This is a genomic window from Marinomonas sp. PE14-40 (genome assembly GCF_051623805.1).
Classification (GTDB): Bacteria; Pseudomonadota; Gammaproteobacteria; order Pseudomonadales; family Marinomonadaceae; genus Marinomonas.
The window spans coordinates 3,364,623-3,387,520 of record NZ_CP130700.1 but is presented as its reverse complement, the minus strand read 5'-3'; the positions used below and the strand labels follow the sequence as shown (position 1 = coordinate 3,387,520).

General features: G+C 41.7%; 21 protein-coding genes. 11 read left to right on the top strand and 10 right to left on the bottom strand.

Features of this window, described 5'->3' with window-relative positions; genetic code table 11:
- Positions 1 to 72 precede the first annotated feature (72 nt).
- From Q0A08_RS15695 to polA, 8 genes are all read right to left on the bottom strand, one after another.
- Positions 73 to 1,077 (bottom strand): peptide ABC transporter ATP-binding protein, encoded by a 1,005-nt coding sequence (locus tag Q0A08_RS15695; protein ID WP_438462456.1) that lies wholly within the window; start codon positions 1,075 to 1,077, stop codon positions 73 to 75.
- Positions 1,074 to 2,042 (bottom strand): dipeptide ABC transporter ATP-binding protein, encoded by a 969-nt coding sequence (gene dppD, locus Q0A08_RS15690; protein ID WP_438462455.1) that lies wholly within the window; start codon positions 2,040 to 2,042, stop codon positions 1,074 to 1,076. Before dppD ends, Q0A08_RS15695 begins: the two co-directional genes overlap by 4 nt.
- A gap of 9 nt (positions 2,043 to 2,051) precedes the next feature.
- A complete protein-coding gene (gene dppC, locus Q0A08_RS15685; RefSeq protein ID WP_438462454.1) occupies positions 2,052 to 2,987 on the bottom strand; it encodes a dipeptide ABC transporter permease DppC in 936 nt (311 codons plus the stop codon).
- Between the two features lie 39 nt (positions 2,988 to 3,026).
- Entirely contained in the window at positions 3,027 to 4,037 is a 1,011-nt protein-coding gene (locus Q0A08_RS15680) for an ABC transporter permease subunit (protein WP_438462453.1), read from the bottom strand.
- A 115-nt stretch (positions 4,038 to 4,152) separates the two neighbouring features.
- A complete protein-coding gene (locus tag Q0A08_RS15675; RefSeq protein ID WP_438462452.1) occupies positions 4,153 to 5,751 on the bottom strand; it encodes an ABC transporter substrate-binding protein in 1,599 nt (532 codons plus the stop codon).
- 986 nt (positions 5,752 to 6,737) lie between these two features.
- Positions 6,738 to 7,364 (bottom strand): SGNH/GDSL hydrolase family protein, encoded by a 627-nt coding sequence (locus tag Q0A08_RS15670; protein WP_438462451.1) that lies wholly within the window; start codon positions 7,362 to 7,364, stop codon positions 6,738 to 6,740.
- Between the two features lie 134 nt (positions 7,365 to 7,498).
- Positions 7,499 to 8,641, bottom strand: a complete 1,143-nt coding sequence (locus tag Q0A08_RS15665) for a GGDEF domain-containing protein (RefSeq protein ID WP_438462450.1) — start codon at positions 8,639 to 8,641, stop codon at positions 7,499 to 7,501.
- Positions 8,642 to 8,967: 326 nt separating this feature from the next.
- Positions 8,968 to 11,733 carry a DNA polymerase I gene (polA, locus tag Q0A08_RS15660; protein WP_438462449.1) on the bottom strand — a complete coding sequence of 922 codons (2,766 nt, stop codon included), beginning with the start codon at positions 11,731 to 11,733 and terminating at the stop codon, positions 8,968 to 8,970.
- Positions 11,734 to 12,015: 282 nt separating this feature from the next.
- Between polA and Q0A08_RS15655 the strand changes: the two genes are divergently transcribed.
- The 7 genes from Q0A08_RS15655 (at position 12,016) to znuB (ending at position 17,287) form a co-directional block, all read left to right on the top strand.
- Positions 12,016 to 12,966, top strand: coding sequence for a homoserine kinase (locus Q0A08_RS15655; protein WP_438462448.1), 951 nt, complete (start codon positions 12,016 to 12,018; stop codon positions 12,964 to 12,966).
- A gap of 60 nt (positions 12,967 to 13,026) precedes the next feature.
- Positions 13,027 to 13,584 carry a DUF1007 family protein gene (locus Q0A08_RS15650; protein WP_438462447.1) on the top strand — a complete coding sequence of 186 codons (558 nt, stop codon included), beginning with the start codon at positions 13,027 to 13,029 and terminating at the stop codon, positions 13,582 to 13,584.
- A 36-nt stretch (positions 13,585 to 13,620) separates the two neighbouring features.
- Positions 13,621 to 14,253, top strand: coding sequence for a LysE family translocator (locus tag Q0A08_RS15645; RefSeq protein WP_438462446.1), 633 nt, complete (start codon positions 13,621 to 13,623; stop codon positions 14,251 to 14,253).
- Between the two features lie 146 nt (positions 14,254 to 14,399).
- Positions 14,400 to 15,014: a MarC family protein gene (locus tag Q0A08_RS15640; RefSeq protein ID WP_438462445.1), complete on the top strand. Its 615-nt coding sequence runs from the start codon at positions 14,400 to 14,402 to the stop codon at positions 15,012 to 15,014.
- Between the two features lie 156 nt (positions 15,015 to 15,170).
- Positions 15,171 to 15,680, top strand: a complete 510-nt coding sequence (locus Q0A08_RS15635; protein WP_438462444.1) for a Fur family transcriptional regulator — start codon at positions 15,171 to 15,173, stop codon at positions 15,678 to 15,680.
- Positions 15,680 to 16,459, top strand: coding sequence for a zinc ABC transporter ATP-binding protein ZnuC (gene znuC / locus Q0A08_RS15630; protein ID WP_438462443.1), 780 nt, complete (start codon positions 15,680 to 15,682; stop codon positions 16,457 to 16,459). The genes Q0A08_RS15635 and znuC overlap by 1 nt, the downstream gene beginning before the upstream one ends.
- 30 nt (positions 16,460 to 16,489) lie before the next feature.
- On the top strand, positions 16,490 to 17,287 hold the full coding sequence (gene znuB, locus Q0A08_RS15625; protein WP_438462442.1) for a zinc ABC transporter permease subunit ZnuB: 798 nt from the start codon (positions 16,490 to 16,492) through the stop codon (positions 17,285 to 17,287).
- Positions 17,288 to 17,389: 102 nt separating this feature from the next.
- Here znuB and Q0A08_RS15620 read toward each other — a convergent pair whose 3' ends face one another.
- Both Q0A08_RS15620 and Q0A08_RS15615 read right to left on the bottom strand, forming a co-directional pair.
- Positions 17,390 to 17,917 carry a hypothetical protein gene (locus tag Q0A08_RS15620; protein WP_438462441.1) on the bottom strand — a complete coding sequence of 176 codons (528 nt, stop codon included), beginning with the start codon at positions 17,915 to 17,917 and terminating at the stop codon, positions 17,390 to 17,392.
- The gene (locus tag Q0A08_RS15615; RefSeq protein WP_438462440.1) at positions 17,914 to 18,462 is read right to left on the bottom strand and encodes a gamma carbonic anhydrase family protein; all 549 of its coding nucleotides are present in this window, start codon (positions 18,460 to 18,462) and stop codon (positions 17,914 to 17,916) included. Before Q0A08_RS15615 ends, Q0A08_RS15620 begins: the two co-directional genes overlap by 4 nt.
- A 191-nt stretch (positions 18,463 to 18,653) precedes the next feature.
- Here Q0A08_RS15615 and prlC point away from each other — a divergent pair, with 191 nt between their 5' ends.
- The 4 genes from prlC (at position 18,654) to Q0A08_RS15595 (ending at position 22,889) form a co-directional block, all read left to right on the top strand.
- Positions 18,654 to 20,684, top strand: coding sequence for an oligopeptidase A (gene prlC / locus Q0A08_RS15610; protein ID WP_438462439.1), 2,031 nt, complete (start codon positions 18,654 to 18,656; stop codon positions 20,682 to 20,684).
- A gap of 125 nt (positions 20,685 to 20,809) precedes the next feature.
- Positions 20,810 to 21,070 (top strand): YheV family putative zinc ribbon protein, encoded by a 261-nt coding sequence (locus tag Q0A08_RS15605; RefSeq protein WP_438462438.1) that lies wholly within the window; start codon positions 20,810 to 20,812, stop codon positions 21,068 to 21,070.
- A gap of 366 nt (positions 21,071 to 21,436) precedes the next feature.
- Complete coding sequence (locus tag Q0A08_RS15600; RefSeq protein ID WP_438462437.1) at positions 21,437 to 21,997, top strand: hypothetical protein; 561 nt, start codon at positions 21,437 to 21,439, stop codon at positions 21,995 to 21,997.
- Positions 21,998 to 22,136: 139 nt separating this feature from the next.
- Positions 22,137 to 22,889, top strand: coding sequence for a TSUP family transporter (locus Q0A08_RS15595; RefSeq protein ID WP_438462436.1), 753 nt, complete (start codon positions 22,137 to 22,139; stop codon positions 22,887 to 22,889).
- The last annotated feature ends 9 nt before the right edge of the window (positions 22,890 to 22,898 follow it).

Here is a 22,898-nt window from a genome sequence, read left to right as displayed (position 1 = left end):
GGTATAAAAAAAGCGGTTTGTTTTAAACAAACCGCTTTTTTATTGCCTGCAATTTTTAATCAAAGTTTTGTATTACACAAACTCTGCTAAACGACCTTCTTCAACCGCATGACAAGCAATCATTTGGTTTTCAGCCGCTTTTAAAATAGGTGCTTCTTGATGGCACTTGTCATTAGCATGCATACAACGACCATGGAAAGCACAACCAGCAGGTGGATTTAACGGTGATGGTAGCTCCCCTTCAAGCTTGATACGAGTACGACGTTTATCGGCATTAAGTTGAGGCGTACTGGATAATAGCGCTTGGGTATAAGGATGCTTAGGCGAACTAAAGATATCCTCTTTTTTGCCTTGCTCCACGACCTTGCCTAGATACATCACGATGACTTCATCAGCGATATGCTCTACAACGGATAAGTCATGAGAAACAAACACATAGCTCAAGCCAAATTCTTGTTGCAAGTCCATCATCAGGTTGAGTACCTGAGCTTGTACCGACACATCAAGAGCTGACACAGGCTCATCAGCAACGATAATGTTAGGGTCTAGCATTAGGCCCCTAGCAATGGCGATACGTTGACGTTGACCACCAGAGAACATATGAGGGTATCTATCATAGTGTTCTTGCTTAAGACCTACTTTTGCCATCATGCTTAAGGCTTTTTCTTTACGTTCTGCCTTACCCATCTTGCTATTGATAACCAGAGGTTCCTCTAGAATCGCACCAATCTTTTTGCGTGGGTTAAGTGAGCCGTAAGGGTTTTGAAAGATGATCTGAATTTTCTGACGCAATTTTTCTTGCTCAGATTTATTCAAATTAAGCAGATCTGCTCCTTCAAAGTCGATTTCACCTGCAGTAGGTGTTTCTATCATGGTAAGCATGCGACCAAGAGTCGATTTACCACAACCTGATTCACCTACCACGGCAAGCGTACGTCCTTTTTCCAAAGTAAAGCTAACGCCGTCTACCGCTTTAACTACGGCATCGTCTTTAAACAGCCCTTGCTTAACTTGGTAATGTTGCTTTAATTCACTGGCTTTAAGAATGACCTCAGCCGATGTATTTAACTGGCTCATAGACTTGGTCTCCCTTCTTGATTTAGAGGTGTATGACATTTAACTTGGCGGTCCAGATCTCCTTGGGTCGCAGGCTCAATCTCACGACATTCTGCACTCGCATAAGGGCAACGCGGACTTAATAAGCAACCTTTAGGTCTGTCATATTGGCCAGGCACCACACCCGGAAGGGCTTCTAATCGTGAAGCACCACTTGATGACTCAGGTAGTGATTTCAAAAGTGCTTGAGTGTAAGGGTGCTTTGGACTTTTAAACACTTCACTAGCTGGACCAGACTCAACAATTTGACCTGCATACATCACGATAACCTTATGAGCGACTTCAGCAACAAGCGCAAGGTCGTGGGTAATCAAAACCAGACCCATTTTCTTTTTGCGTTGAAGGTCGATAAGCAAGTCAATAATCTGCGCTTGAATGGTGACATCTAAGGCTGTGGTGGGTTCGTCAGCTATCAAGAGCTTAGGATTACAGGCAATCGCCATGGCAATCATAATACGCTGACTCATACCACCAGATAGTTGGTGAGGGTATGCGCTTAAGCGTGACTCTGGTGCAGGAATACCCACTTGAGTTAGTAATTCTATCGTACGTGCTTTAAGCTCTTTTTTACTGCCACCCTGATGGGTTTTTAGTGCTTCCATGATCTGATAACCCACGTTAAAACAAGGGTTTAAGCTTGTCATTGGGTCTTGGAATATCATGGCTATGTCAGAGCCAGTGAGCTGGCGTCTTTTCTTCTCAGGCATGCTGAGTAAATCTTGCTGTTGAAAGCTCAGTTCTTTAGCTTCCACCTTTCCAGGAAAATCAATTAAGCCCATGATAGATAAGGAACTGACACTTTTACCTGAGCCAGACTCACCTACTATACCTAATACTTCGCCTTCTTCTACTTTGTAACTGATATTGTCTACCGCTTTGAATTTACCAAAGGTGACGGAAAGATTTTCGAGTTGTAACAGTGACATCACAACCTCCTACTGTTTCAACTTAGGATCAAGAGCGTCGCGTAAACCATCGCCCATGAGGTTAAAGGCTAATACTGTGATAAGTATCATAAGACCTGGGAAGGTAACGACCCACCATGCACGTTGTACGAACTGCAAAGCATCTGCCAACATACTACCCCACTCAGGAATAGGTGGCTGAGCACCTAAACCTAGGAAGCCTAGGGCTGCCATATCGAGAATAGCACTGGAGAAACCAAGTGTTGCTTGTACGATTAATGGCGCTAAACAGTTAGGTAATACACATACAAACATAAGGCGAAGCGGACTTGCACCTAATACTCGCGAGGAGGTGACATAGTCTTTACTCATCTCAGCCAAGGTTGCTGCACGCGTTAACCTGACATAATGAGGTAAGGAGACTACCGAGATGGCTAATGCCGCGTTCACTATGCTTGGTCCTAAAACCGCAACAATAGCGATCGCTAAAAGTAAGCTAGGCATAGCCAACATGATGTCGACAATACGCATAATGGCAGTATCAACAATGCCACGGTTGTAACCGGCGATTAAGCCAAGAAAGATGCCGACAACCAAAGACGCTGATACTGCAACTAGTCCGACAGAAAGTGACAATCTGGCACCATGCATAAGTCGAGATAAAATATCACGGCCAACGTCATCAGTACCTAAGATATATTGCCAGTTTCCACCTTCTAGCCATGCGGGAGGCAGTAGCAACGCCGAGCGGTTTTGTATGGATGGCGTGTGGGGCGCGATCCAATCGGCAAAAAGGGCCATAAAACAGATAAAAACAATAAAGATAAAACCAGCTAGTGCGCCTTTGTTTGCACTGAAATAATGCCAAAACTCTTGAAATGGCGTCATAGGTGCGGGTGCATTGTCGTAAACTGCGTCTTGTTCTTTTGTACTTGCACTGTCAGATGTTTGTGTTTGATTCATCATTTATTCCTAGTGACTTTTCCTAATTGCATTGATAAGTAATTAATTACTGTGTCGAATGCGCGGGTTAATGATGCCGTAGGTCAGGTCGACTAACAGGTTAACTATGATAATAATGGTGGCAACAATTAGTATGCCCCCTTGAACTACCGGATAATCACGACGTCCAATAGATTCAATTAACCATTTGCCAATACCAGGCCATGCAAATACGGTTTCAGTTAAAATGGCACCACTTAACAATATGCCAACTTGGAGACCGATTACGGTTATCACAGGAATAAGCGCATTACGTAGCGCATGAATAACGATGACGCGCCAAGGAGCTATGCCTTTAGAGCGAGCGGTACGAATATAGTCTTCGCTTAATACTTCTAGCATAGAAGAGCGCGTCATACGGGCGATTACTGCCATCGGTATGGTGCCAAGTACGATACTAGGAAGGATAAGATGGGAAACAGCGGAACTAAAAGCCCCTTCTTCATCGGATAATAAGGCGTCGATCAACATAAAGCCGGTGACATCTTCTATCCAGAAAACAACATCTATTCGCCCCGATACCGGGGTCCAGCCCAGATTAACGGAGAACACCAGCATCAGAAGAAGTGCCCACCAGAAAATAGGCATGGAGTACCCGGTTAATGAAAATGTCATCACCGAGTGATCAAATAGAGTTCCTCGCCTTACCGCAGCAATAATACCTGCAGGCAAACCGACCAAGACAGCAAAAACCGCTGCACAAAAAGCAAGCTCTACTGTCGCTGGGAATAGGGTTAAAAATTCACTCAAAACGGGTTCACGGGTTACCAGTGAGTTGCCCAAATCACCTTGGAAAATCCCTTTTACATATTGAAAGTATTGAATGTAGAGCGGCTGATCTAAGCCAAGTTCTGCACTCAAAATGGCGTGTCTCTCCGCTGAAACGCCTCGCTCTCCAGCCATAACCTCGATAGGGTCACCCGGAATAAGTCGGATAAGGGTAAAAGTCAGTAATGTGATACCAATAAATGTTGGTATTACTAAGCTGAGTCGTTTGAAAATAAACTGAAACATAGTGAATCTCTAGATGGTGAGTTTCTTTGTAAGAAACAGATCTCTAAGAAAAGGGAGGGATAAGAAAAAAACTGGAGAACCAAGCCCCACGCTTGATTCCCCAGAATTCTTGCTACTATTTCTCTAGACTAACGCCTGAGAAGTAATGACCACCAAGTGGGTCAATTTTGTAGCCTTTAACTTCGTTGCGAATTGGCTCGTACACAACAGAGTGTGCCACTGTGATCCAAGGCGCTTCTTGCTTGAAGATTTGTTGAGCTTCTTCATAGTAAGCGGTACGTTGAGCTTGGTCAGATGTTTTCTTCGCTTTGATCAATAGATCATCAAACTCAGTGTTACACCATTGCGCACGGTTAGAACCCCCTACGCCGTCACAACCAAGTAGTACGTATAGGAAGTTATCTGGATCCCCATTATCACCAGTCCAACCTAGTAGTACGGTATCATGTTCGCCCTTCTTAGAACGGTTTAGATACTCACCCCACTCGTAAGACTTAATCTCTGCTTTAACGCCAACTTTAGCCCAATCTTCTTGCATAACTTCCGCCATACGACGAGCATTTGGGTTGTAAGGACGTTGTACAGGCATAGCCCAGATGTTGGTGTCGAAACCATTTTCATAACCCGCTTCTTTCAACAACTGCTTAGCTTTAACTGGGTCATAGTTGTAATCAATAACCTTGTCGTTGTAAGACCAAATTGTTGGTGGTAGTGGGTTTTTAGCAATTTTACCTGCACCTTGGAAAACGGTATCGATAATCGCTTGTTTGTTAGTTGCATAGTTCAATGCTTGACGAACTTTCGGGTTAGTGAAAGGTTCTTTCTGCGTATTGAAACCTAGGTAACCAACGTTTAGGCCTTCTTGACTCATCAAGTTGATGCTTGGGTCATTTTTCATTTGATCCAAGTCAGCAGGGTTTGGATAAGGCATAGCGTGACATTCGCCAGCTTTCAGCTTAGCGTAACGTACAGAAGCATCAGGAGTGATTGCAAAGACTAGACGATCAATCTCTGGCTTACCTTTCCAGTAGTTTTTAAAGGCTGTGTAACGGATCAAAGAATCTTTTTGATACTGAACTTTTTGGAAAGGACCCGTCGCAACAGGGTTGATGTCTAGCTTCTCTGGTGTACCTTTCTTCATCAAGTAATCTGCTTGTTCAGCAGAGAAGATAGATGCAAAGTCCATTGCTAGGTTAGCTAAGAAAGGAGCCTCAGGTTGGTTAAGGTCAAACCTTACTGTGTAATCATCAACACGAACTATGTCTTTGATCAAGCTATCCATACCCATACCTGTGAAGTACTCATAAGAGCCGCCAGATACTTTATGGTACGGATGGTTTGTGTCCCACTGACGAGCGAATGTGAAGATTACATCATCAGCATTGAAGTCACGGGTTGGTTTAAATGTTTTTGAAGAATGGAACTTTACACCTTTACGTAGGTGGAAAGTATAGGATTTACCGTCGCTAGAAACTTCATAGCTTTCAGCAAGGCCTGGCTCAGTCTGAGTGGTACCTAGTTTAAATTCAAGTAAGCGGTTGAACATATTCTTTGATGTGGCATCAAAGGTTGTTCCAGAAGTGTAAAATGCTGGGTTGAAACCCTCTGGGCTGCCTTCAGAGCAATATACGAAGGTAGACGCGGCACTTGCTGATGTTGAAATAGCTGAAGAGGCTAAAATAGCCAGCGACAATGCTGTTAACCCTTTTTTCATTTTCTATCTCCAAAACTTATTATTATGTGAAAAACGAAGAAGTCGAATCAGGTATTACTTTTGATATGCATTTTTTATAGAAGGAAGTTCGCCCTGAACTTAAACTAAAGCACCCTGCTCAGCACTTCGACATACAAAGCAGGGTGGTAAAGCTCTCATCCTTGAGCCCTCTTTAGCCTAAATCTAACCTCTCCTATGCAGAGACAAGATCTAAAGCCTGTTCGAAGACTACTTAAGCCCATCGCCAAGACCAATCGAAATAACGATATACGCTATGCAGATAATGAATAGAAAGAATGAATAAGGGGGACTAAGGTTCGATGGTTAAAGGCTTTGCCGATGTTTTGATAAAAACTGAAAGTGTCTCATTTTATTCAATTTAGCGTCAGATTCTGCAACTAATAAGAAAAATAGCGATAAAACAAAGGGTTTTAATCCACTTTTTAGATTAGAACTCGTCAATATCGCTTTTGTCTCTTGTCTTACTTTTCTGTATTGAATGAGATGTGGCTCATGTCATAATATTTTGCCTTTAGCATTAAATGAGCCTCTTAAAAACTAAAATTCCAAGTGATGATTTAAGTGAATATTTTACTCTTATACAGACAATTTAAGCTAAACTAGCGGCAACTTTTGACATGATTAAGGTAGAAGCGCTTTTACTTAGGCGTCGTTAAAATGAAATTTTATGGCGAAATACTTTAAGGCTTAGGCAAAAACTAGGCCCATTTTACCTGTGGATAAAAATGTTAACGAAATATCTGGTTAGTACAAAAAATATACACATTTGGCAGTCTTTTTAATTAGCTAACAAAATATTAAAAGCAGGGTTTTCCGCTTGAGAGCTTAACGGTAAGTACTTACTTATAAGTAACGCCTGAAGGCTATAAAGAAAAATTATAATTCTCAAAGTTTAAGTTAGTGAGAACGAAAGCAAGTTCGCTTTCATTCTCATTAGCTCAAATCAAGGATTGAAAAACAAAGAGTTAGGATCTTAATAGGTCTGCGATAATAGGAAACAAGGTGGCTGCAAGTGTGTTATTTCCTTCTGTGTCTAGGTGGACACCGTCTTGTACACTAGGCTGTAATAACCCTGCGGCATTCACAAAGATACAATCATTTTGCTGTGCTACCTTTTGATAAGCTTGATGGAAATCACGAGATTTCTCAACGCCACCTTTAAAAATATCAGCAGCTTCGCCTATTGGGGATAAAATGTTTGGTGGTGCAATGACTATAATATGAGGGCTAGGAAATTGGTGATTGTTTGGTTCTCGTACTTTCTTGATTATTTGCTCTACCCCTTTTGCTGCTTCATAAGCGCTGGCATTAAAATAACGTTTCAGGTCATTTGTACCTAACATTATGATCAGCAGGTCGACAGGGCCAAAAATTTCCATTGCTGATTGAACAAAGCGAGCGCCATTTCGGCCTTCATTAAAGGGGTCGTCCCAAATTGTGGTACGCCCTGGTAAGCCAAAGTTAATGACTTTATGTTGTACACCCAATAATTCATTTAGCATCTCAGGCCAGCGACAGTGGGCTGGAAAGCGCCCTCCGTTAGGTGATGCCCCCCAAGTTAAAGAGTCGCCATAACATAGGATAGTTGCCATAGTTAACCTCCAAGAATTAATTTATCTAATTGTTCTATAGAGTGTAGCCAGCATTTTTATGAATAGAGAAATTATAGGTGTTATTCCTAATAAGGAATATTTATATTAAATCTAGTTGCATACCTAATGGGCCATTAGGTATGACATGCGACTTGGTTACGGCCAAGCAATTTAGCCTGATATAGCGCCTTGTCTGATTGGCGGATTAAATGTTCTATATCATCTTCGTTAACCTGATGATGAGCGACGCCAAAACTTAACGAAATACGGAAGTGATCTTGGTTTATCTCATACTCATTGTTATGTATGTTTTCCCTTAATGTATCTGCCAAGGTACGAGCTTGATTAATGGTGCAATCAAATAGTGCTATCACAAATTCTTCCCCGCCCCACCTTGCGACCAAGCTTTCTTTGTTAAAATTAAGTTTGGTATGTTTTTTAAGTTCATGGGCTATCTTTTCTAATATCTGGTCACCATAACTATGGCCGTGAGTATCGTTAATGTTTTTAAAAAAGTCGATATCACAGGAAATAACCGCAACCTCTTGATAACGGCATGACTTAGTTTGGTACAGTTCGAAAAAACCACGGCGATTCAATAGACCGGTTAATGAGTCTTTCTTACTTAGGCTCCTTACTGCTTTGTAGTGGCTAAAGCTGAAGGCTGTCATTATGCCAAGGTTGTTAAGAATCAAAGAAATGGTATGGGCAACCACAATTATACCCAGTATCAACATAGGCTCTATGGATTCAGTTAATAAATAACAGCGCACGATTTCTGTGAGGAAAATAATAAAATGGGCACCAAAGGTAATAATGTGTCCTATATTTTTCTCTTTTCGAAACTGTCCGTAATACATTAATGCAAAATAAGCATGTACTAGACCAGACACTAGTGCTTGCCCGTAACTGCGTAAACTCATGTCATCACTTGCCCCCGGTGACCAATAAATGATGCTATAAGCTAAGATAAAGGCGGCAATGCCATAGTAATTTAGCGTGTGATTGAGGAACTTACTTGTTGCTATGTAGTAGGTGAGAATAGCAGCATAATAAAGGGCTGCAGCAAGAGAAATTGGCACATAAAAAAAGTCAAAGATACGACTGATATACAAAACCCAAGCAAACCCAAAGAGTATAAAGGAGATGCAGAAAACCTTTAGACTGTCTTGTTCTTCACGGTAGTAAGCCACTAGGTTCATTAGAATAATATTGGCAAAAATAATAATGCCTGTACCTAAGGTCATACCAATAGAGATTAGATCTGAAAGCGACATTTAAGCTCCCGTTAGTATCCACAGCAAAGGACAATAATGCTCTATCGAATTGAAATACTTATCTATTTCAAGAAGTCTAATGGGACTCACTCGGTTTTATTGTGCTATAACTTATTTGGATAATTTGTTGTTATATTATCCGTATAGGTTATGTGGTTTTTTGTATCTAAACAAGTAAAACTTATATTAATTTTTACTTAAACTCACTCAATTTCAGCGCACAAAATACTTTCATAATGTGGTGTTTTTTGAGCATAAAAAAGCCGGATGAATCCGGCTTTTAAAGTGCAGTGTCTAACCTGTTAGTTAGCTGGCTATTCAGCTGATTAGTGAGCTTGATCCCAAGTGTCACCAATCCCTGCTTCGACTAATAGGGGGACATCAATACTGCTGGTGTTTTCCATTATGTCTAAGATCTTTTCTTGGGCAGCACTTAAGTCACTTTCTTTGACCTCGAAAATCAATTCATCATGTACTTGAAGAATCATTTTTATGTCTAAGTCTGTGTCCTTCAACCAGGCATGCATTTCAATCATGGCGCGTTTAATAATGTCTGCTGCTGTTCCCTGCATCGGCGCGTTAATCGCTGTTCTTTCAGCAGCTTGGCGCATCATGGCATTGCTGGCTTTAATATCTGGTAAATATAAGCGGCGACCAAATAAGGTTTCTACATAACCTTTTTCACGGGCCATTTCACGGGTGTTTTCCATATAGGTTCTCACCCCAGGATAACGTTCAAAATACCTCTGTATGTACTTTTGAGCCTCAGGGCGGCTTATACCTAACTGTTTGGCAAGGCCAAAAGCAGACATGCCATAGATCAAACCAAAGTTAATAGCTTTCGCTCTACGCCTCTGCTCACCTGTTACCTCATCTAAGGTAACTTCAAAGACTTCAGCTGCTGTGGCTTTATGTACATCCTTGTTATTCGCAAAAGCTTCTAACAAACCAGGGTCCTGCGATAGGTGAGACATGATACGCAGCTCGATTTGAGAGTAATCGGCGGCGATCAGTTTATAACCTTCTGGTGCAATAAAGGCTTGGCGAATACGACGGCCTTCTGCAGTACGAATAGGAATGTTCTGTAAGTTCGGATCTGTAGAGGATAAACGACCTGTGGCTGTTACCGCTTGATGATAAGAGGTATGGATACGACCTGTCTTTTGAATCATTTCAGGCAGCTTGTCCGTGTAAGTGGATTTCAACTTAGACAGACTTCTATGCTCCATGATCAAACGAGGTAGTTCATAGTCCAAAGCCAACTCTTGTAAGATAGGTTCAGCGGTGGAAGGCTGACCTTTAGGTGTTTTCTTTAATACCGGAAGCTCTAGTTTCACAAACAGAATTTCTTGTAACTGTTTTGGTGAGCTTAGATTAAACGCTTGTCCAGCCACTTCATGGGATTTAATTTCTAATTCTTCAAGGCGAGTGGCGATTTCACTGCTTTGCTCATGTAGCAGGTCTGGATCAATCAGTGCGCCAGTTTGTTCCATTCTAGCTAGCACAGGGACGAGAGGTAACTCTATCTCTTTAAAGATGGAAACAAGCTCTGGTGTCTTCTCTAACTTAGACCAAATGGCCTGATGTAATCTAAAGGTGATATCGGCATCTTCTGCTGCATAAAACGCAGCTTGCTCTAGCTCTATCTGGTTAAAAGTCTTTTGTTTAGCACCTTTACCCGCGATTTCTTCAAAGCTGACAGACTTATGAGAAAGGAATTTCTTCGCCAAACTGTCCATATCATGGCGATTCGCAGTCGAGTTGAAAATATAAGACTCGAGCATGGTGTCGAACTCAATACCTTTAAGCTCAATGTCATAGTTAGCTAAAACATTGGCATCGTATTTTAGGTGCTGACCCACTTTTAATTGAGATGCATCTTCTAAAATGGGTTTGATTTGAGCTAAAACCCAGTCTCTATTAAGCTGTTCTGGCGCACCGTCATAATCATGGGCAACAGGAATATAGGCTGCTTTGCCTACTTCAACGCTGAGAGATAAACCCACTAATTCAGCCGCCATATAGTTGAGGCTGGTGGTTTCTGTGTCTAAAGCGAAAAGAGGTGCTTGCTGGATTTTATCTAACCAGATAGCAAAATGTTCTTTATCTAATACCGTCTCGTAACTAATTTCGACGGCTTCAACTTTGGCTTCTTCGGTTTCTGTGTTGTCTTCTTCATCTGCTGTTGGTTTATCTAGCTCTTTTAACCAAGTTTTAAACTCAAGCTTGCTAAACCATTCTTTTAGCTCTTCTTTGTTTCTTGGTGCGTTATCCAATGTTGTGGAATCAAAGTCTAATTCAACGTCACATTTAATGGTTGCCAGCTGGTAAGACAAGAACGCCATGTCCTTATTGTCTTCCATTTTTTTCGACAAGGTTTTAGCCCCTCGAAAGCTCAGGCCAGCAATTTCGTCAAGGCGAGAGTAGATGCTTTCTAGACTACCTAGGCCTTGTAGTAGGCCCAATGCGGTCTTTTCTCCCACGCCAGGAACCCCAGGAATGTTATCGACCTTGTCTCCCATAAGAGCAAGAAAGTCGATAATGAGCTCTGGACCAATGCCAAATTTGTTTTTCACACCCTCAATGTCCATAACCGTATCTGTCATGGTATTTACTAAGGTTACTTTATCTGTAACCAGCTGAGCCATGTCTTTATCACCGGTAGAGACAATGACCTCTCGGCCTGTTTCACCGACTATTTTGGCAATGGTACCAATAACATCATCTGCTTCTACTCCACCAATGCTGATTAAAGGCAATCCCATTGCTTTTATGATGCTATGAATTGGCTCTATTTGTAATCGCAAATCATCAGGCATAGAAGGACGCTGAGCTTTATACTCAGGGTACATGTCGTCTCGAAAGGTTTTCCCTTTAGCATCAAAAATGACAACTATAGGGGAGTCTGCATAGGTCTTAATTAAGCTTTTTATCATGCTAGTCACACCACGAATGGCATTGGTTGGCTGACCATCACTGGTGCTTAAAGGTGGTATGGCATGAAATGCGCGATATAAATAAGACGATCCATCAACCAAAATCATTGGGGATGAGGTATTCGCAGGCTTAGTGGTTTTGTCTTCGGCCGACATGGAAACTGTCTCCATCAGGGTGCTAATCAAAAAGAAAATAATCAAAAAATCTTGGCGCTTAGGTTAACACAGGGATGGGCGTAAGGCGTAACAAGCTTGCTGGATAAATGGCTTTTATAATATGCGAAGGATAAAACGAAATTATAGGCGATATGGAGTAGGAATTATGGCTTCTTGATTGACCTTTACAGGAAGATTGTGGAGCATAGGCGACTTCTTGGCTTTCGTTCATTTTTTAGGGCGATAAGTGCTTTTAACTTCGACACTAGAATAGGTAACAAATTGGCTGTTTACACTTCCCTCACGCAAGATGACATGTTGGCCTTAATGGCAGATTATGATTTAGGTGACCTAGTGTCATTTAAGGGCATTTCGGGAGGAGTCGAAAACACCAATTACTTTGTAAACACCACGCAAGGTAAATATGTTTTAACCATTTTTGAAGAGTTCGAAGCAGAAGAAGTACCCTACTTTTTAGATGTTGTCGCGCACTTTAAGCAAGGTGGCTTTAATGTGCCTGCTGCCATTTTAGATAAACAAGGCGAACGTCTTAAAACACTTAAAAATAAGCCAGCTATCCTAGTCGATTGCTTTAACGGTGACGAACTTGCGAAAACCTCTACTAGTGCATGTCATCAAATGGGTAAACAGCTTGCTTTACTTCATCTTGCAGGACAGTCTTTCCCTGATCAAAGGCCTTCTCACCGTGGTGTTGCTTGGTGGCAAGCTACCAGCCTGTCTTTGAGCACTCAATTACCAGAAGACGAAGCTAAGCTGTTATCAGAACAAGTGGCCAGCTTTGATGCCTTCCTTGAGAAAGCGAATACCTTACCAATGGGCACAATTCACGGAGACTTGTTCTATAACAATACCTTGTTTGAAGGTGAGTCTTTGTCAGCCATTATTGATTTCTACAACGCTTGTCACAGCTGGTTAATGTACGACCTTGCCATAGTGGTTAATGATTGGTGTACCGATAGAGCAACTGGCGAGCTAGATATGGAAAAATATCAGGCTTTAATCTCGGCCTATCGTGCTGAACGTGAGCTATCTCAAGATGAGATTGATGCGTGGGGACACATGTTAAAAGTCGCGGCTATGCGTTTTTGGTTGTCTCGTTTAGAAGCTTGGTATGGTGCCATTAATGATCCTGAGCGTTTAGCTCAACAGCATGACCCAAAAGAGTTTAAACGTATTTTACAGGCTCGTTGTGACTTTTCTCCTGCACTTTAATTAGCCTCATATTTGGCACTGGTGCAGTTTTAGTTAAAAGCAAATAAAGGATACAAACTCATGTTCCGATATTTTTTAACCACTGCACTTTTTCTTACTTTTCAATTTGCTCAGGCTCAAACATTAATAACCTTGGGCACTGGGTTCGATATCAGTGTTAATAAAGCGCAAATTAAGGCGTTTGAAGTTAGTTGGCATTTTGATAAAAGCGCGAGTACAAGCTTACTTATTGCGTATGATACAAATTCAGACGGTAAGTTTAGCGGCAAAGAAAAAGTCGAGTTAATCGCTATGCTAAAGCAGTTTGAGCCGCAGGATTACTTTTTACACTTGAAAGAAGGCAACGCTGATATTAAGCCAGAATCCATCACGGCAATTAGAGTGAGTGTGTTAGATACCCTAGTTTCTATGCAATTTGGCGTATCATTGGCTAAGTCTGTTAACCTGCAAACAACAGGCTTAAGTTTGGCATTTGCTTCAAGTAAGAGAGTGGCAATTGATCAAACTGCTATGAGGTTTCAACTTAATGGTATGTTGGCGCAAAATTGCAGTGTAAAAACACTCGAAAATCAGTCTGTGGACAGTCATAATTGGCAGCACGTTTTGTGTCGTCGATAAGAGTCGTGGTATCCACTAGTTTAAAGAGAAATGCTTATGTTAGAACAATTCCAATGGTTACCTTTCTTAGCCGCAATTACCCTGCTGACCATGAGTCCAGGTGTCGATACGATTATCGTTATGCGTAATTCTGCTGTCGCGGGTTATAAAAAAGGATTATTAACCAGTTTAGGTATTTGTTTGGGCTTATTTGGTCATGCTGCTGTCTCTGCTTTGGGCTTGTCCGTTATTTTATTAGGCTCAGCAAGCATGTTCACTGCATTGAAACTAGCGGGTGCGGCGTATCTTATTTATTTAGGTTATCAAAGTTTAAGAAGTGCGGCACGACCAACAGGTCTGATTGTCTCTCAAGAAGGCATGACAGGTTTAAGCCACATGGCAGCCTTTAGACAAGGCTTGCTGTCTAATGTGTTGAACCCTAAGCCAATCATCTTCTATATGGCATTTTTACCTCAGTTTATTAACCCTGAGTACTCTGCCTTACAACAGTCTTTGTTTATGGCGTTTATGCACTTCTCTATTGCCATGATTTGGCAGGGTGTATTGGCATTACTGGTTCATAGAGCGAAAGCTTGGTTAGCAAAGCCTCAAGTGTCTCGTGTAATCGATGGCCTGAGTGGGACCTTGTTATTAGGCTTTGGTACACGCCTAGCGTTACAAGAGTCTTAAAAAATTGATTCTTAGGGGTTATCTCCTTTAAGAATTATGTGACAGGCCCTATTATCCATAGGGTCTGATTTCATGGATGAAATAGTGTCAGATATTTAGCCATAAGCTAAATATGTATTTTATGAAATTCGATATGAGTTGTTCTAATGAGTTTGCTATTTGCTACCTGGATTAAGTTCTTTTTCCTATTTGCTCCCTTTTTTGTGTTATCCATGTTTTTAGCCTTAACCCGAGGCGAAACCACTAAATCAAGAAGACAAGTTGCTAATAAAGCGATTATTGCTGCAGCGGCGATTTCGGTTGTGTTGATTTTTTTTGGCGGCAGTTTATTCGCCGTTTTAGGCATCACCTTGGATTCCTTCCGTATTGGTTCAGGCATATTGCTCTTTATGTCTGCTTTAAGCCTTGTGAAAGACGGTACCCGTAATCACGCCACAGGCATGCCTAACGAGCAAAGAGAAGATATCTCTGTTGTGCCTTTGGCTGTTCCGACAATTATTGGACCTGCTACCATAGGTACTATCTTAGTTTATGGTGCTGATTTTCAGGGCTGGGACTTATTGATAGGTTTGATGGGATTATTTTTGGCCCTTCTATCCCTCGGTATTATCCTTTATTCAGGTTCCCTGATTGAAAAGCTGCTGGGGCCAACAGGGCTAAATATTTTAAGTAAAATTACCGGTTTAGTGCTGTCTGCTATGGCTGCACAAATTTTTATGGGTGGGGTAATGGGGTTTTTAACCCCTTTGGTACAAGGCTAGGTTCCCTAGTTAAACCACTTTATCGCTTTTGATAAAAGCCAGTGAGATAAGGTATCTCACTGGCTTTTTCTTGTGACACTATTTGTTATCTTATAACATAGCACGAATATATTTTTACCACCTGCCCTTTGTTTATGATGGGCTTGGAGACGCTTAATGACAGAAAACCATAACCATGATCATAACCATGGTGACTGTATTGAATCGGCATTAGTCACGGCTGAATCCATTTGTAAAAGTCAGGGGCAAAAGCTGACTAAAGTGAGGCGCCGATCATTAGAGTTAATTTGGCAAAGTCATAGACCATTAGGTGCTTACCAATTATTGGCTAAGTTAGCCGAAGAAGGTTTTAACTCAGCACCGCCGACTGTCTACAGAGCGCTCGATTTCTTATTGTCTGCAGGCTTGATTCATAAAGTAGAATCCATGAATGCGTATTTGGGCTGCGCCCATGCGGATAAAGCCCATAAAGGATACTTCCTGATTTGTGATGCGTGTCACAATGTTATGGAATTAGAGTATCAAGATATTCATAATTCATTGTTAGCCAAGGCAAAGCAGCATGGTTTTGAGATTAGAGCCAATACCATAGAGTTAACAGGTTTATGTGAATCTTGTTTAAACCAAGAGCTAACATCAGAGAACCTTGATAAGGCAGGTCACTAATGTCAGACGGTGCAAATAATGCCTTGGTTAGTTTTGATAATATCGGTATAGCGTTCGATGGTCGTACCTTATTAAGCGATATCAATATGACCATACATAAGGGTGAAATTGTTACCCTTATCGGCCCTAATGGCAGTGGTAAAAGTACCCTGATTAGAACCTTGCTAGGATTACAGCAAGCCACTTCTGGTCGAATTCAACGCCACGCTCAATTACGTATCGGTTATATGCCACAAAAGCTGCATATCGATCCAACTTTGCCATTAAGTGTGAACCACTTCTTAGGCTTGGTTAAAGGGGTTAAGAAACAGGATATTCCTGTTGTATTGACGCGTTTAGGGATAAATAAGCTGGCAAATAAACAGGTACACTTCTTATCTGGTGGAGAAACACAAAGGGTATTGTTGGCCCGTGCTCTGCTTAATCGCCCTAGTTTGTTAGTGCTGGACGAGCCTGTGCAAGGGGTGGATGTTAATGGCCAGATTGAGTTGTATAACCTTATTGCCTCTATTCGAGATGAATTAGGCTGTGGGGTGCTTATGATCTCTCATGATCTGCACTTAGTCATGGCGAAAACCGATACTGTGGTATGTATTAACCAACATGTTTGCTGCTCTGGTTCTCCTCAGCACGTTAAAGAGCACCCAGAATATCAAGCTTTGTTTGGCGTGCCTGGCGCGGAAGATTCTATTGCCATCTATTCTCACCATCATGATCACACCCATGATGAACACGGTAAGGTGATGCCTAATGACTCACACTCGCACTGCAATCACTAAGTAACCGACTTATATTTGGAATAACTCGCTATGTTTGATCTTTTGTTTAGGGCCTTGATTGGCGGTTTAGGGGTTGCTGCTGTAGCTGGCCCTTTAGGTGCCTTTGTGGTGTGGCGACGTATGGCCTACTTCGGAGATACCTTAGCTCATTCTGCATTGTTAGGTGTGGCCTTAGGTTTATTGTTTGATATCAACCTTAACCTTGCTGTTATCGTACTTTGCGTGGGTTTAGCCTTGGTATTAGTGACTCTGCAGAAGAAACACATTATCGCCACAGATACCTTATTAGGTATTCTTGCGCACTCTTCTTTGTCATTAGGCTTGGTTGCTGTCAGTTTTTTAGACAATATCCGTATCGACCTAATGGCTTATTTGTTTGGTGACCTATTGGCGATTAGTCAGCAGGATTTGTTTTGGATCTATGGTGGCGGTTTTCTGGTGTTGGCTTTATTAGTGGTTTTCTGGAAGCCATTATTGGCCATGACGGTCAATGAAGAGCTCGCTAAAGTAGAAGGTTACCCAGTAGAAGCTATTCGTCTTCTATTAATGTTATTGGTGGCGTTGGTGATTGCTGTTGCGATGAAAATAGTGGGTGTCTTGCTGATTACTTCCTTGATGATTATTCCTGCTGCAACCGCGCGTAAGCTATCACGTTCACCGATACAAATGGCGAGTGTTGCAAGCCTGATTGGTTGTTTAGCTGTCTCTAGTGGGCTTTTTGTGTCTTATCAATGGGATACACCAGCAGGACCAAGTGTGGTTGTGTGTGCAGCTGTTTTATTCTTACTTGCTTATAGTCTGCCTTTTGGTAATAAACGCAAGCACTAGCGTTTAAACCGGATAACTTTTTAGTACACACGTTAGAAGACAGTTTAATTGTCTATCCCATAAAAACGTGATTAAAAAGTTATCCGATAGTTTGGAAAAGGTCTATTGATTCAATCGCTTATCTAGAGCTTGCCAGTGTTTAAGATCATATGGCGCAATGATGCTTCCGGCAAACTGTCCCGACTTATTCACGATCAAAATACGATCAAAATGATTCGCATAACCTTCAGATCTTACCAATGACCAATAGTCACTGTGACCTTTCATTCCTTTCTTAATAATCTGTATCTCTAAACTTACCTGAGGCTTTTCTTCTGCTTCTGACGCGTTAGCTGTGTCTAATTTAATTTGCTCAAGCTGAGCCAAAGTACGTACGCACAAAGTATCGCATTGGCTGGGTTGAACATAAAAACTGGCCCATTTGTTTTGAGTTAAACCTTCAATTGGCATCATATTACGAGGGAACTCTAACAAGGATATTCCAAGTTCAGCTTGTTCCTCAATACTGATATTGATGCTATTAAAGTGCTTTTGATAGGCTTTATTAACAACCCAAGATCCAAGCAATATTAAAGCGATAAAAAACAATAAAAAGCGGCCACGTGAGACTATTTTGTAAGTATCTATCATGACTTGTCTGCTGCTTGTTCCGCTAGGTATTCGTCTTTCAGTTTCACATAATTAAGGCCAGCATATTGAAAGTAGGTAATTTCAGACTCTTTTAAAGCCCTTATCTTCTTAACGGGTGACCCAAGATACATAAAGCCAGACTCTAAACGTTTACCAGGAGGTACCAAAGAGCCAGCACCTATGATGACTTCGTCTTCCACAACGGCACCATCAAGTATGGTGGTCCCCATACCAACTAAAACCTTATTGCCAATTTTACAACCATGTAACATGGCCATATGACCTACGGTCACATCATCGCCTATTTCAAGAGGATGGCCTTCTGGCTTGTAACTACTGGCATGTGTGATGTGCAGACAAGAATTGTCTTGAATACTGGTGCGCTCACCAATGCGAATACGGTGCATATCACCACGAATCGCCACGAGCGGCCAAACTGAGCTGTCTTTGCCTATTTCAACATCGCCAATAAGAACGGCGGACTCATCCACCCAGACTCTTTCTGCAAGCTTGGGGGTATTACCACGAAAGGACTTCATCACCATGTTAATTGTCTCTCTAATAAAGGGTTCTAGCGCTTTCTGTCTCAATATAAAGAGCAGATTGCCATTCTTGACTATGATTTTAAATCACACTAGCCGTTGAAAATAGAAAATTATCACCAATCTATCTTAGATAATGAATTTTTACATATTGCTTTAATGCGATAAAGCCAAACAAATAAGGATACCTGTTTATGTCTGTATCAGTATGGGACGCAACAAAACTACCTGAGTTCTCCAGCATTAAATTGGCTGAAGTAGAGCAAGCGTTAGATGCTATTCTGGCGACAAACCGAGATAAAATAGAAACTTTGACTAAGCGTGAGCTAGACCAAATTAGTTGGGCAAACTTTGCCGCCCCAATGGAGACCCTAAGTGATGAACTTAATCAGTTTTGGTCCCCCGTAAGCCATTTAAATATGGTGCAAAATACCTCTGAATTAAGAGATGTGTATAACGCTTGCCTACCTAAACTGACTCAGTACTTTACTGACCTTGGGCAAAATAAAGCCTTGTATCAGGCTTACAAAACCTTAGCCGAACAAGACGTTGATTTAGATACTGCTCAAAAAGAGGCTCTGCGCCAAAATATCCGCTCCTTTGAGTTATCTGGTGTGGCGCTAGAAGGTGATGAAAAGCAAAGGTACGGCGAAATTAGCACACGTTTATCAGAACTTAGCAGCAAGTTTGGTGAGAACGTTCTAGATGCCACTCGCGCTTGGACTAAGTTGATTACGGATGAAGCAGAGCTAGCTGGCTTACCCGAGTCCGCTCTGGCACAAGCTAAGCAAATGGCGCAAGCAAAAGAGCTAGATGGCTGGTTGTTTACCTTAGATGCGCCTTCTTTTATGCCTGTGATGAGTTATGCGGACAATCGAGAACTAAGGTTTGAAATGTATCAAGCCTTCTCTACTCGCGCCTCTAACCAAGGGCCAAACGCTAACGAGTTTGATAATGCACCGCTTATTGATGAGATGCTGGCGCTTAAGAAAGAAAAGGCAAGCATTCTAGGGTTTGATAATTATGCTGAATTATCGGTCGCAACTAAGATGGCGGATAACGGTCAGCAAGTTATCGATTTTCTTGAAGATCTAGCGGTTAAATCTAAACCTGCTGCAGAACAGGACTTAGCTGAGCTAAGCGCTTATGTTAAGCATGAGTTTGCAGTTACTGAGTTAGAAGCTTGGGATGTAGGCTACTACTCTGAGAAGCTTCGCGAGCATAAATATGCCATTTCTCAAGAAGTACTAAGACCTTACTTCCCGATTGATAAAGCGTTGGCTGGTCTATTTAAAGTGGCTAATAGCCTATTTGATGTGGAAATACGCCAAGAAGTCGAATTTGATACTTACCATGAAGATGTGAAGCTCTTCACCGTAAGCAAGTCTGGTGTGGATGTAGCACGTTTCTATCTTGATCCGTTTGCCCGTGAAGGCAAACGTGGTGGCGCTTGGATGGATGACTGTCGTTGCCGTTACCGTATGGAAGATGGTCGCTTACAGTTGCCTGTTGCATACCTTGTCTGTAACTTTACCGCCCCGATTGATGGTAAACCGTCTCTCTTGACTCACAATGAACTGACAACGTTATTCCATGAGTTTGGCCATGGCTTGCATCATATGCTGACACAAGTGGAAGTATTAGATGTGTCTGGTATTTCAGGCGTGGCTTGGGATGCCGTTGAGTTACCAAGTCAGTTTATGGAAAACTGGTGCTGGCAGGAAGAGGCGTTAGCCTTTATTGCTTGTCATCATGAAACGGGTGAAACCTTACCTGCCGAATTACTGGAGAAGATGTTAGCAGCGAAAAACTTCCACGCAGCGATGCAGATGGTAAGACAAATAGAGTTCTCTCTTTTTGACTTTAGATTACACAGAGAATATCAAGAGGGTACAGATGTTCAGAGCTTGCTAGATGAGGTACGCTCAAATGTGGCTGTGATAAAAGCACCTGCTTTTAATCGCTTTCAAACGGCATTCTCTCATATCTTTGCAGGTGGTTATTCTGCTGGCTATTACAGCTATAAATGGGCTGAAGTACTCTCTGCTGATGCATTTTCTAAATTTGAAGAAGAGGGTATTTTTAATGCTAAGACGGGTTTAGCCTTTAGAAGTACAGTACTAGAAAATGGTGGCTCCCGCCCTGCAGCAGAGCTTTTCGCTGCTTTTAGAGGCCGTGAACCTAGCATAGAAGCCTTGCTACGCCACAATGGCATAGCCGCTTAAATAAAGCATTTTTAATAGCAGTTTTCCAAGGGCTAATTTAACCATTAGCCCTTTTTTCTGCCCAGCTAAAGGGCGGGATATGTTAATATGCAGCTTGAATTTGTTTTGCGCTTGAGAAAATAGCTATGACTGTTAAACGTTTTATCGCGGGTGCCGTGTGCCCACGCTGTAGTGAGATGGATAAGTTGCGCGCTTGGCGTGATGATGAGTTAGAAATTCAATATCGTGAATGTGTGTCTTGTGGCTACAGTGACGAGCAATCCACTGTGATTCAAGCTCAACCAACAGAGTTAAGCACTCGTGTTAATCAGCCTCATGTGAGTGAACCAGAAGCTGAAGCCTCTGTTATCCAGTTTGTGCCTAATCCAAGTACAACCAAACACTAAAAATGTATTCAAATAGGATCTAAGCGTTATTAAATTTCAATGCGCTTAGATTTGATTGAAACCTTTCCCTCCCCATGCCTTATTTGTCTATGACAACTGTGCTGATTTAGATAACTCGAATTTTCTTTTTAACTTACTGAATTGATGCAAACAGTTTACTTATTAGTTGCAAGCTACTCCTGTCTAATAAATATTTCACAATACTAATTTATTGAAATCTAAAGCAATTGAGCCAATTCATCTTCAGAGAGTCAGAGTGGACCTAATTTTGTAAAAAAATCGGCCGATAACTCAATGATAAGAGTAAAAACCTCACGTTATTACTCATAGAAAGGGAGAGCCAGTTATTTAGTGGGGCGATGTTTGATGTCTTTTTTTGCTGTATTTCGTTTTATTTTTTTGAGTGCTTTGCTGATACCTTTGGTGTCTTGCGTCGCTGTGCCTGATTTTGAAGCCATGTTTGGGCCCTATAAAAGTGCCAAGCTTGAAGGTCAAGATATCAAAATAATGGCTGAAGATAAGTCATTTGAAATCGTGTCGGGTGAATTTGAGCCGCCCTTTCAAACCTCCCCTATGTCCCCCATCATTTGGACATCTATTTATAGTGAAACCCTCCCTGATGGTTCTATTTATGACACCCGTCTCGAAGACTCTGCCGTTCATGCATTAACTTACGGCGCTAAAAAAGTGAGACTTTATCATCCTGTTGTCGATCAGCCTTTGTACGGAGTGTTACTTTTCAATCAAAAACCTGTCACGGCCGTGGGTCCTGCTGCCAACTTCTACTCCATTCAAATTCCAGAAGATAAAATTGAAAAGGTTAAACAAGGTACGGTGCAAGTCTTGTATGAATCGGTTGATCGAACCGATTACAGCATCAATATGTATGCTTGGGTGCTTTGGGTTTCTGCTGAACCTTTCGAGTAAAATGACTCTCCTTTCTAGGTGTTAATTTAAGCCTTTTTTGGGCAAAGCATGTATCTCAGTTTCTTTAGAGCGTATAGTGCAAAATAAAGTCTTATATAAGACCTGTTTTTTGCAGTTAGAAGCTATTTAGGGAAGAGACATGGTATTTGATCTCAACATCTTGTTTTTGCTGGTGGTTTTTGCAATTGGTAGCTATGTGCAAGCCAGTACCGGCTTTGCCTTTGGCTTGATTGTCATTAGCAGTATTTCGGCATTAGGGTTAGCACCAATCGAAGTCACAGCCTTTGTGGTGAGCTTGCTAAGCTTGATGAACTCCATCATAGGTCTACAAGGTGGGCAGTGGCGCAAAGCAAACTTTAAAGCCATCTTATACTTCTCTATCCCTTGTTTGCCGGCAACCTTTGTTGGGATTTGGCTATTAGCCTTTTTAGGCGAAAATCAGCTAAACATCCTTAAAATTATTTTAGGTGTGACTATCGTGGGTAGTAGCTTGATCATGATGTTACAGACTAATCTAGCAAAGAAAGGATCTTCGATTCCCGTTTTCTTATTAGGTGGTCTCTCGTCAGGTTTGATTGGTGGTCTGTTTTCTACTTTTGGTCCACCGCTAACCTATATTATGTATCGACAGCCAGATACTTTAAAAACCATTAGAACCACGCTTCTATTAGTATTCGCCATTACCTCTATTATGCGTTTATCTTTTGTTATGGCGACACAAGAGGTGAGCATGCAAACCTACTTACTCAGTGCAATTGGGTTTCCTGCTGTGGTGTTAGCGGCTTTAGCAGCGCGCTATTACCCTATTCCTATTTCTGTCGATACTATGCGCCGTTGTGCCTATGGCATATTACTGGCGTCTGGGATAAGTCTGATTGTACAGGGTTGGTAGCTCCCTAAA

Coding starts and splice junctions, on each gene's coding strand:
- Q0A08_RS15605 (WP_438462438.1), top strand. CDS start 20,810: ATGACTGTTAAACGTTTTATCGCGGGTGCCGTGTGCCCACGCTGTAGT.
- prlC (WP_438462439.1), top strand. CDS start 18,654: ATGTCTGTATCAGTATGGGACGCAACAAAACTACCTGAGTTCTCCAGC.
- Q0A08_RS15620 (WP_438462441.1), bottom strand. CDS start 17,917: ATGATAGATACTTACAAAATAGTCTCACGTGGCCGCTTTTTATTGTTT.
- znuB (WP_438462442.1), top strand. CDS start 16,490: ATGTTTGATCTTTTGTTTAGGGCCTTGATTGGCGGTTTAGGGGTTGCT.
- Q0A08_RS15640 (WP_438462445.1), top strand. CDS start 14,400: ATGAGTTTGCTATTTGCTACCTGGATTAAGTTCTTTTTCCTATTTGCT.
- Q0A08_RS15680 (WP_438462453.1), bottom strand. CDS start 4,037: ATGTTTCAGTTTATTTTCAAACGACTCAGCTTAGTAATACCAACATTT.
- Q0A08_RS15600 (WP_438462437.1), top strand. CDS start 21,437: ATGTCTTTTTTTGCTGTATTTCGTTTTATTTTTTTGAGTGCTTTGCTG.
- znuC (WP_438462443.1), top strand. CDS start 15,680: ATGTCAGACGGTGCAAATAATGCCTTGGTTAGTTTTGATAATATCGGT.
- dppD (WP_438462455.1), bottom strand. CDS start 2,042: ATGTCACTGTTACAACTCGAAAATCTTTCCGTCACCTTTGGTAAATTC.
- Q0A08_RS15595 (WP_438462436.1), top strand. CDS start 22,137: ATGGTATTTGATCTCAACATCTTGTTTTTGCTGGTGGTTTTTGCAATT.
- Q0A08_RS15615 (WP_438462440.1), bottom strand. CDS start 18,462: ATGGTGATGAAGTCCTTTCGTGGTAATACCCCCAAGCTTGCAGAAAGA.
- Q0A08_RS15670 (WP_438462451.1), bottom strand. CDS start 7,364: ATGGCAACTATCCTATGTTATGGCGACTCTTTAACTTGGGGGGCATCA.
- dppC (WP_438462454.1), bottom strand. CDS start 2,987: ATGATGAATCAAACACAAACATCTGACAGTGCAAGTACAAAAGAACAA.
- Q0A08_RS15645 (WP_438462446.1), top strand. CDS start 13,621: ATGTTAGAACAATTCCAATGGTTACCTTTCTTAGCCGCAATTACCCTG.
- polA (WP_438462449.1), bottom strand. CDS start 11,733: ATGTCGGCCGAAGACAAAACCACTAAGCCTGCGAATACCTCATCCCCA.
- Q0A08_RS15675 (WP_438462452.1), bottom strand. CDS start 5,751: ATGAAAAAAGGGTTAACAGCATTGTCGCTGGCTATTTTAGCCTCTTCA.
- Q0A08_RS15650 (WP_438462447.1), top strand. CDS start 13,027: ATGTTCCGATATTTTTTAACCACTGCACTTTTTCTTACTTTTCAATTT.
- Q0A08_RS15635 (WP_438462444.1), top strand. CDS start 15,171: ATGACAGAAAACCATAACCATGATCATAACCATGGTGACTGTATTGAA.
- Q0A08_RS15695 (WP_438462456.1), bottom strand. CDS start 1,077: ATGAGCCAGTTAAATACATCGGCTGAGGTCATTCTTAAAGCCAGTGAA.
- Q0A08_RS15665 (WP_438462450.1), bottom strand. CDS start 8,641: ATGTCGCTTTCAGATCTAATCTCTATTGGTATGACCTTAGGTACAGGC.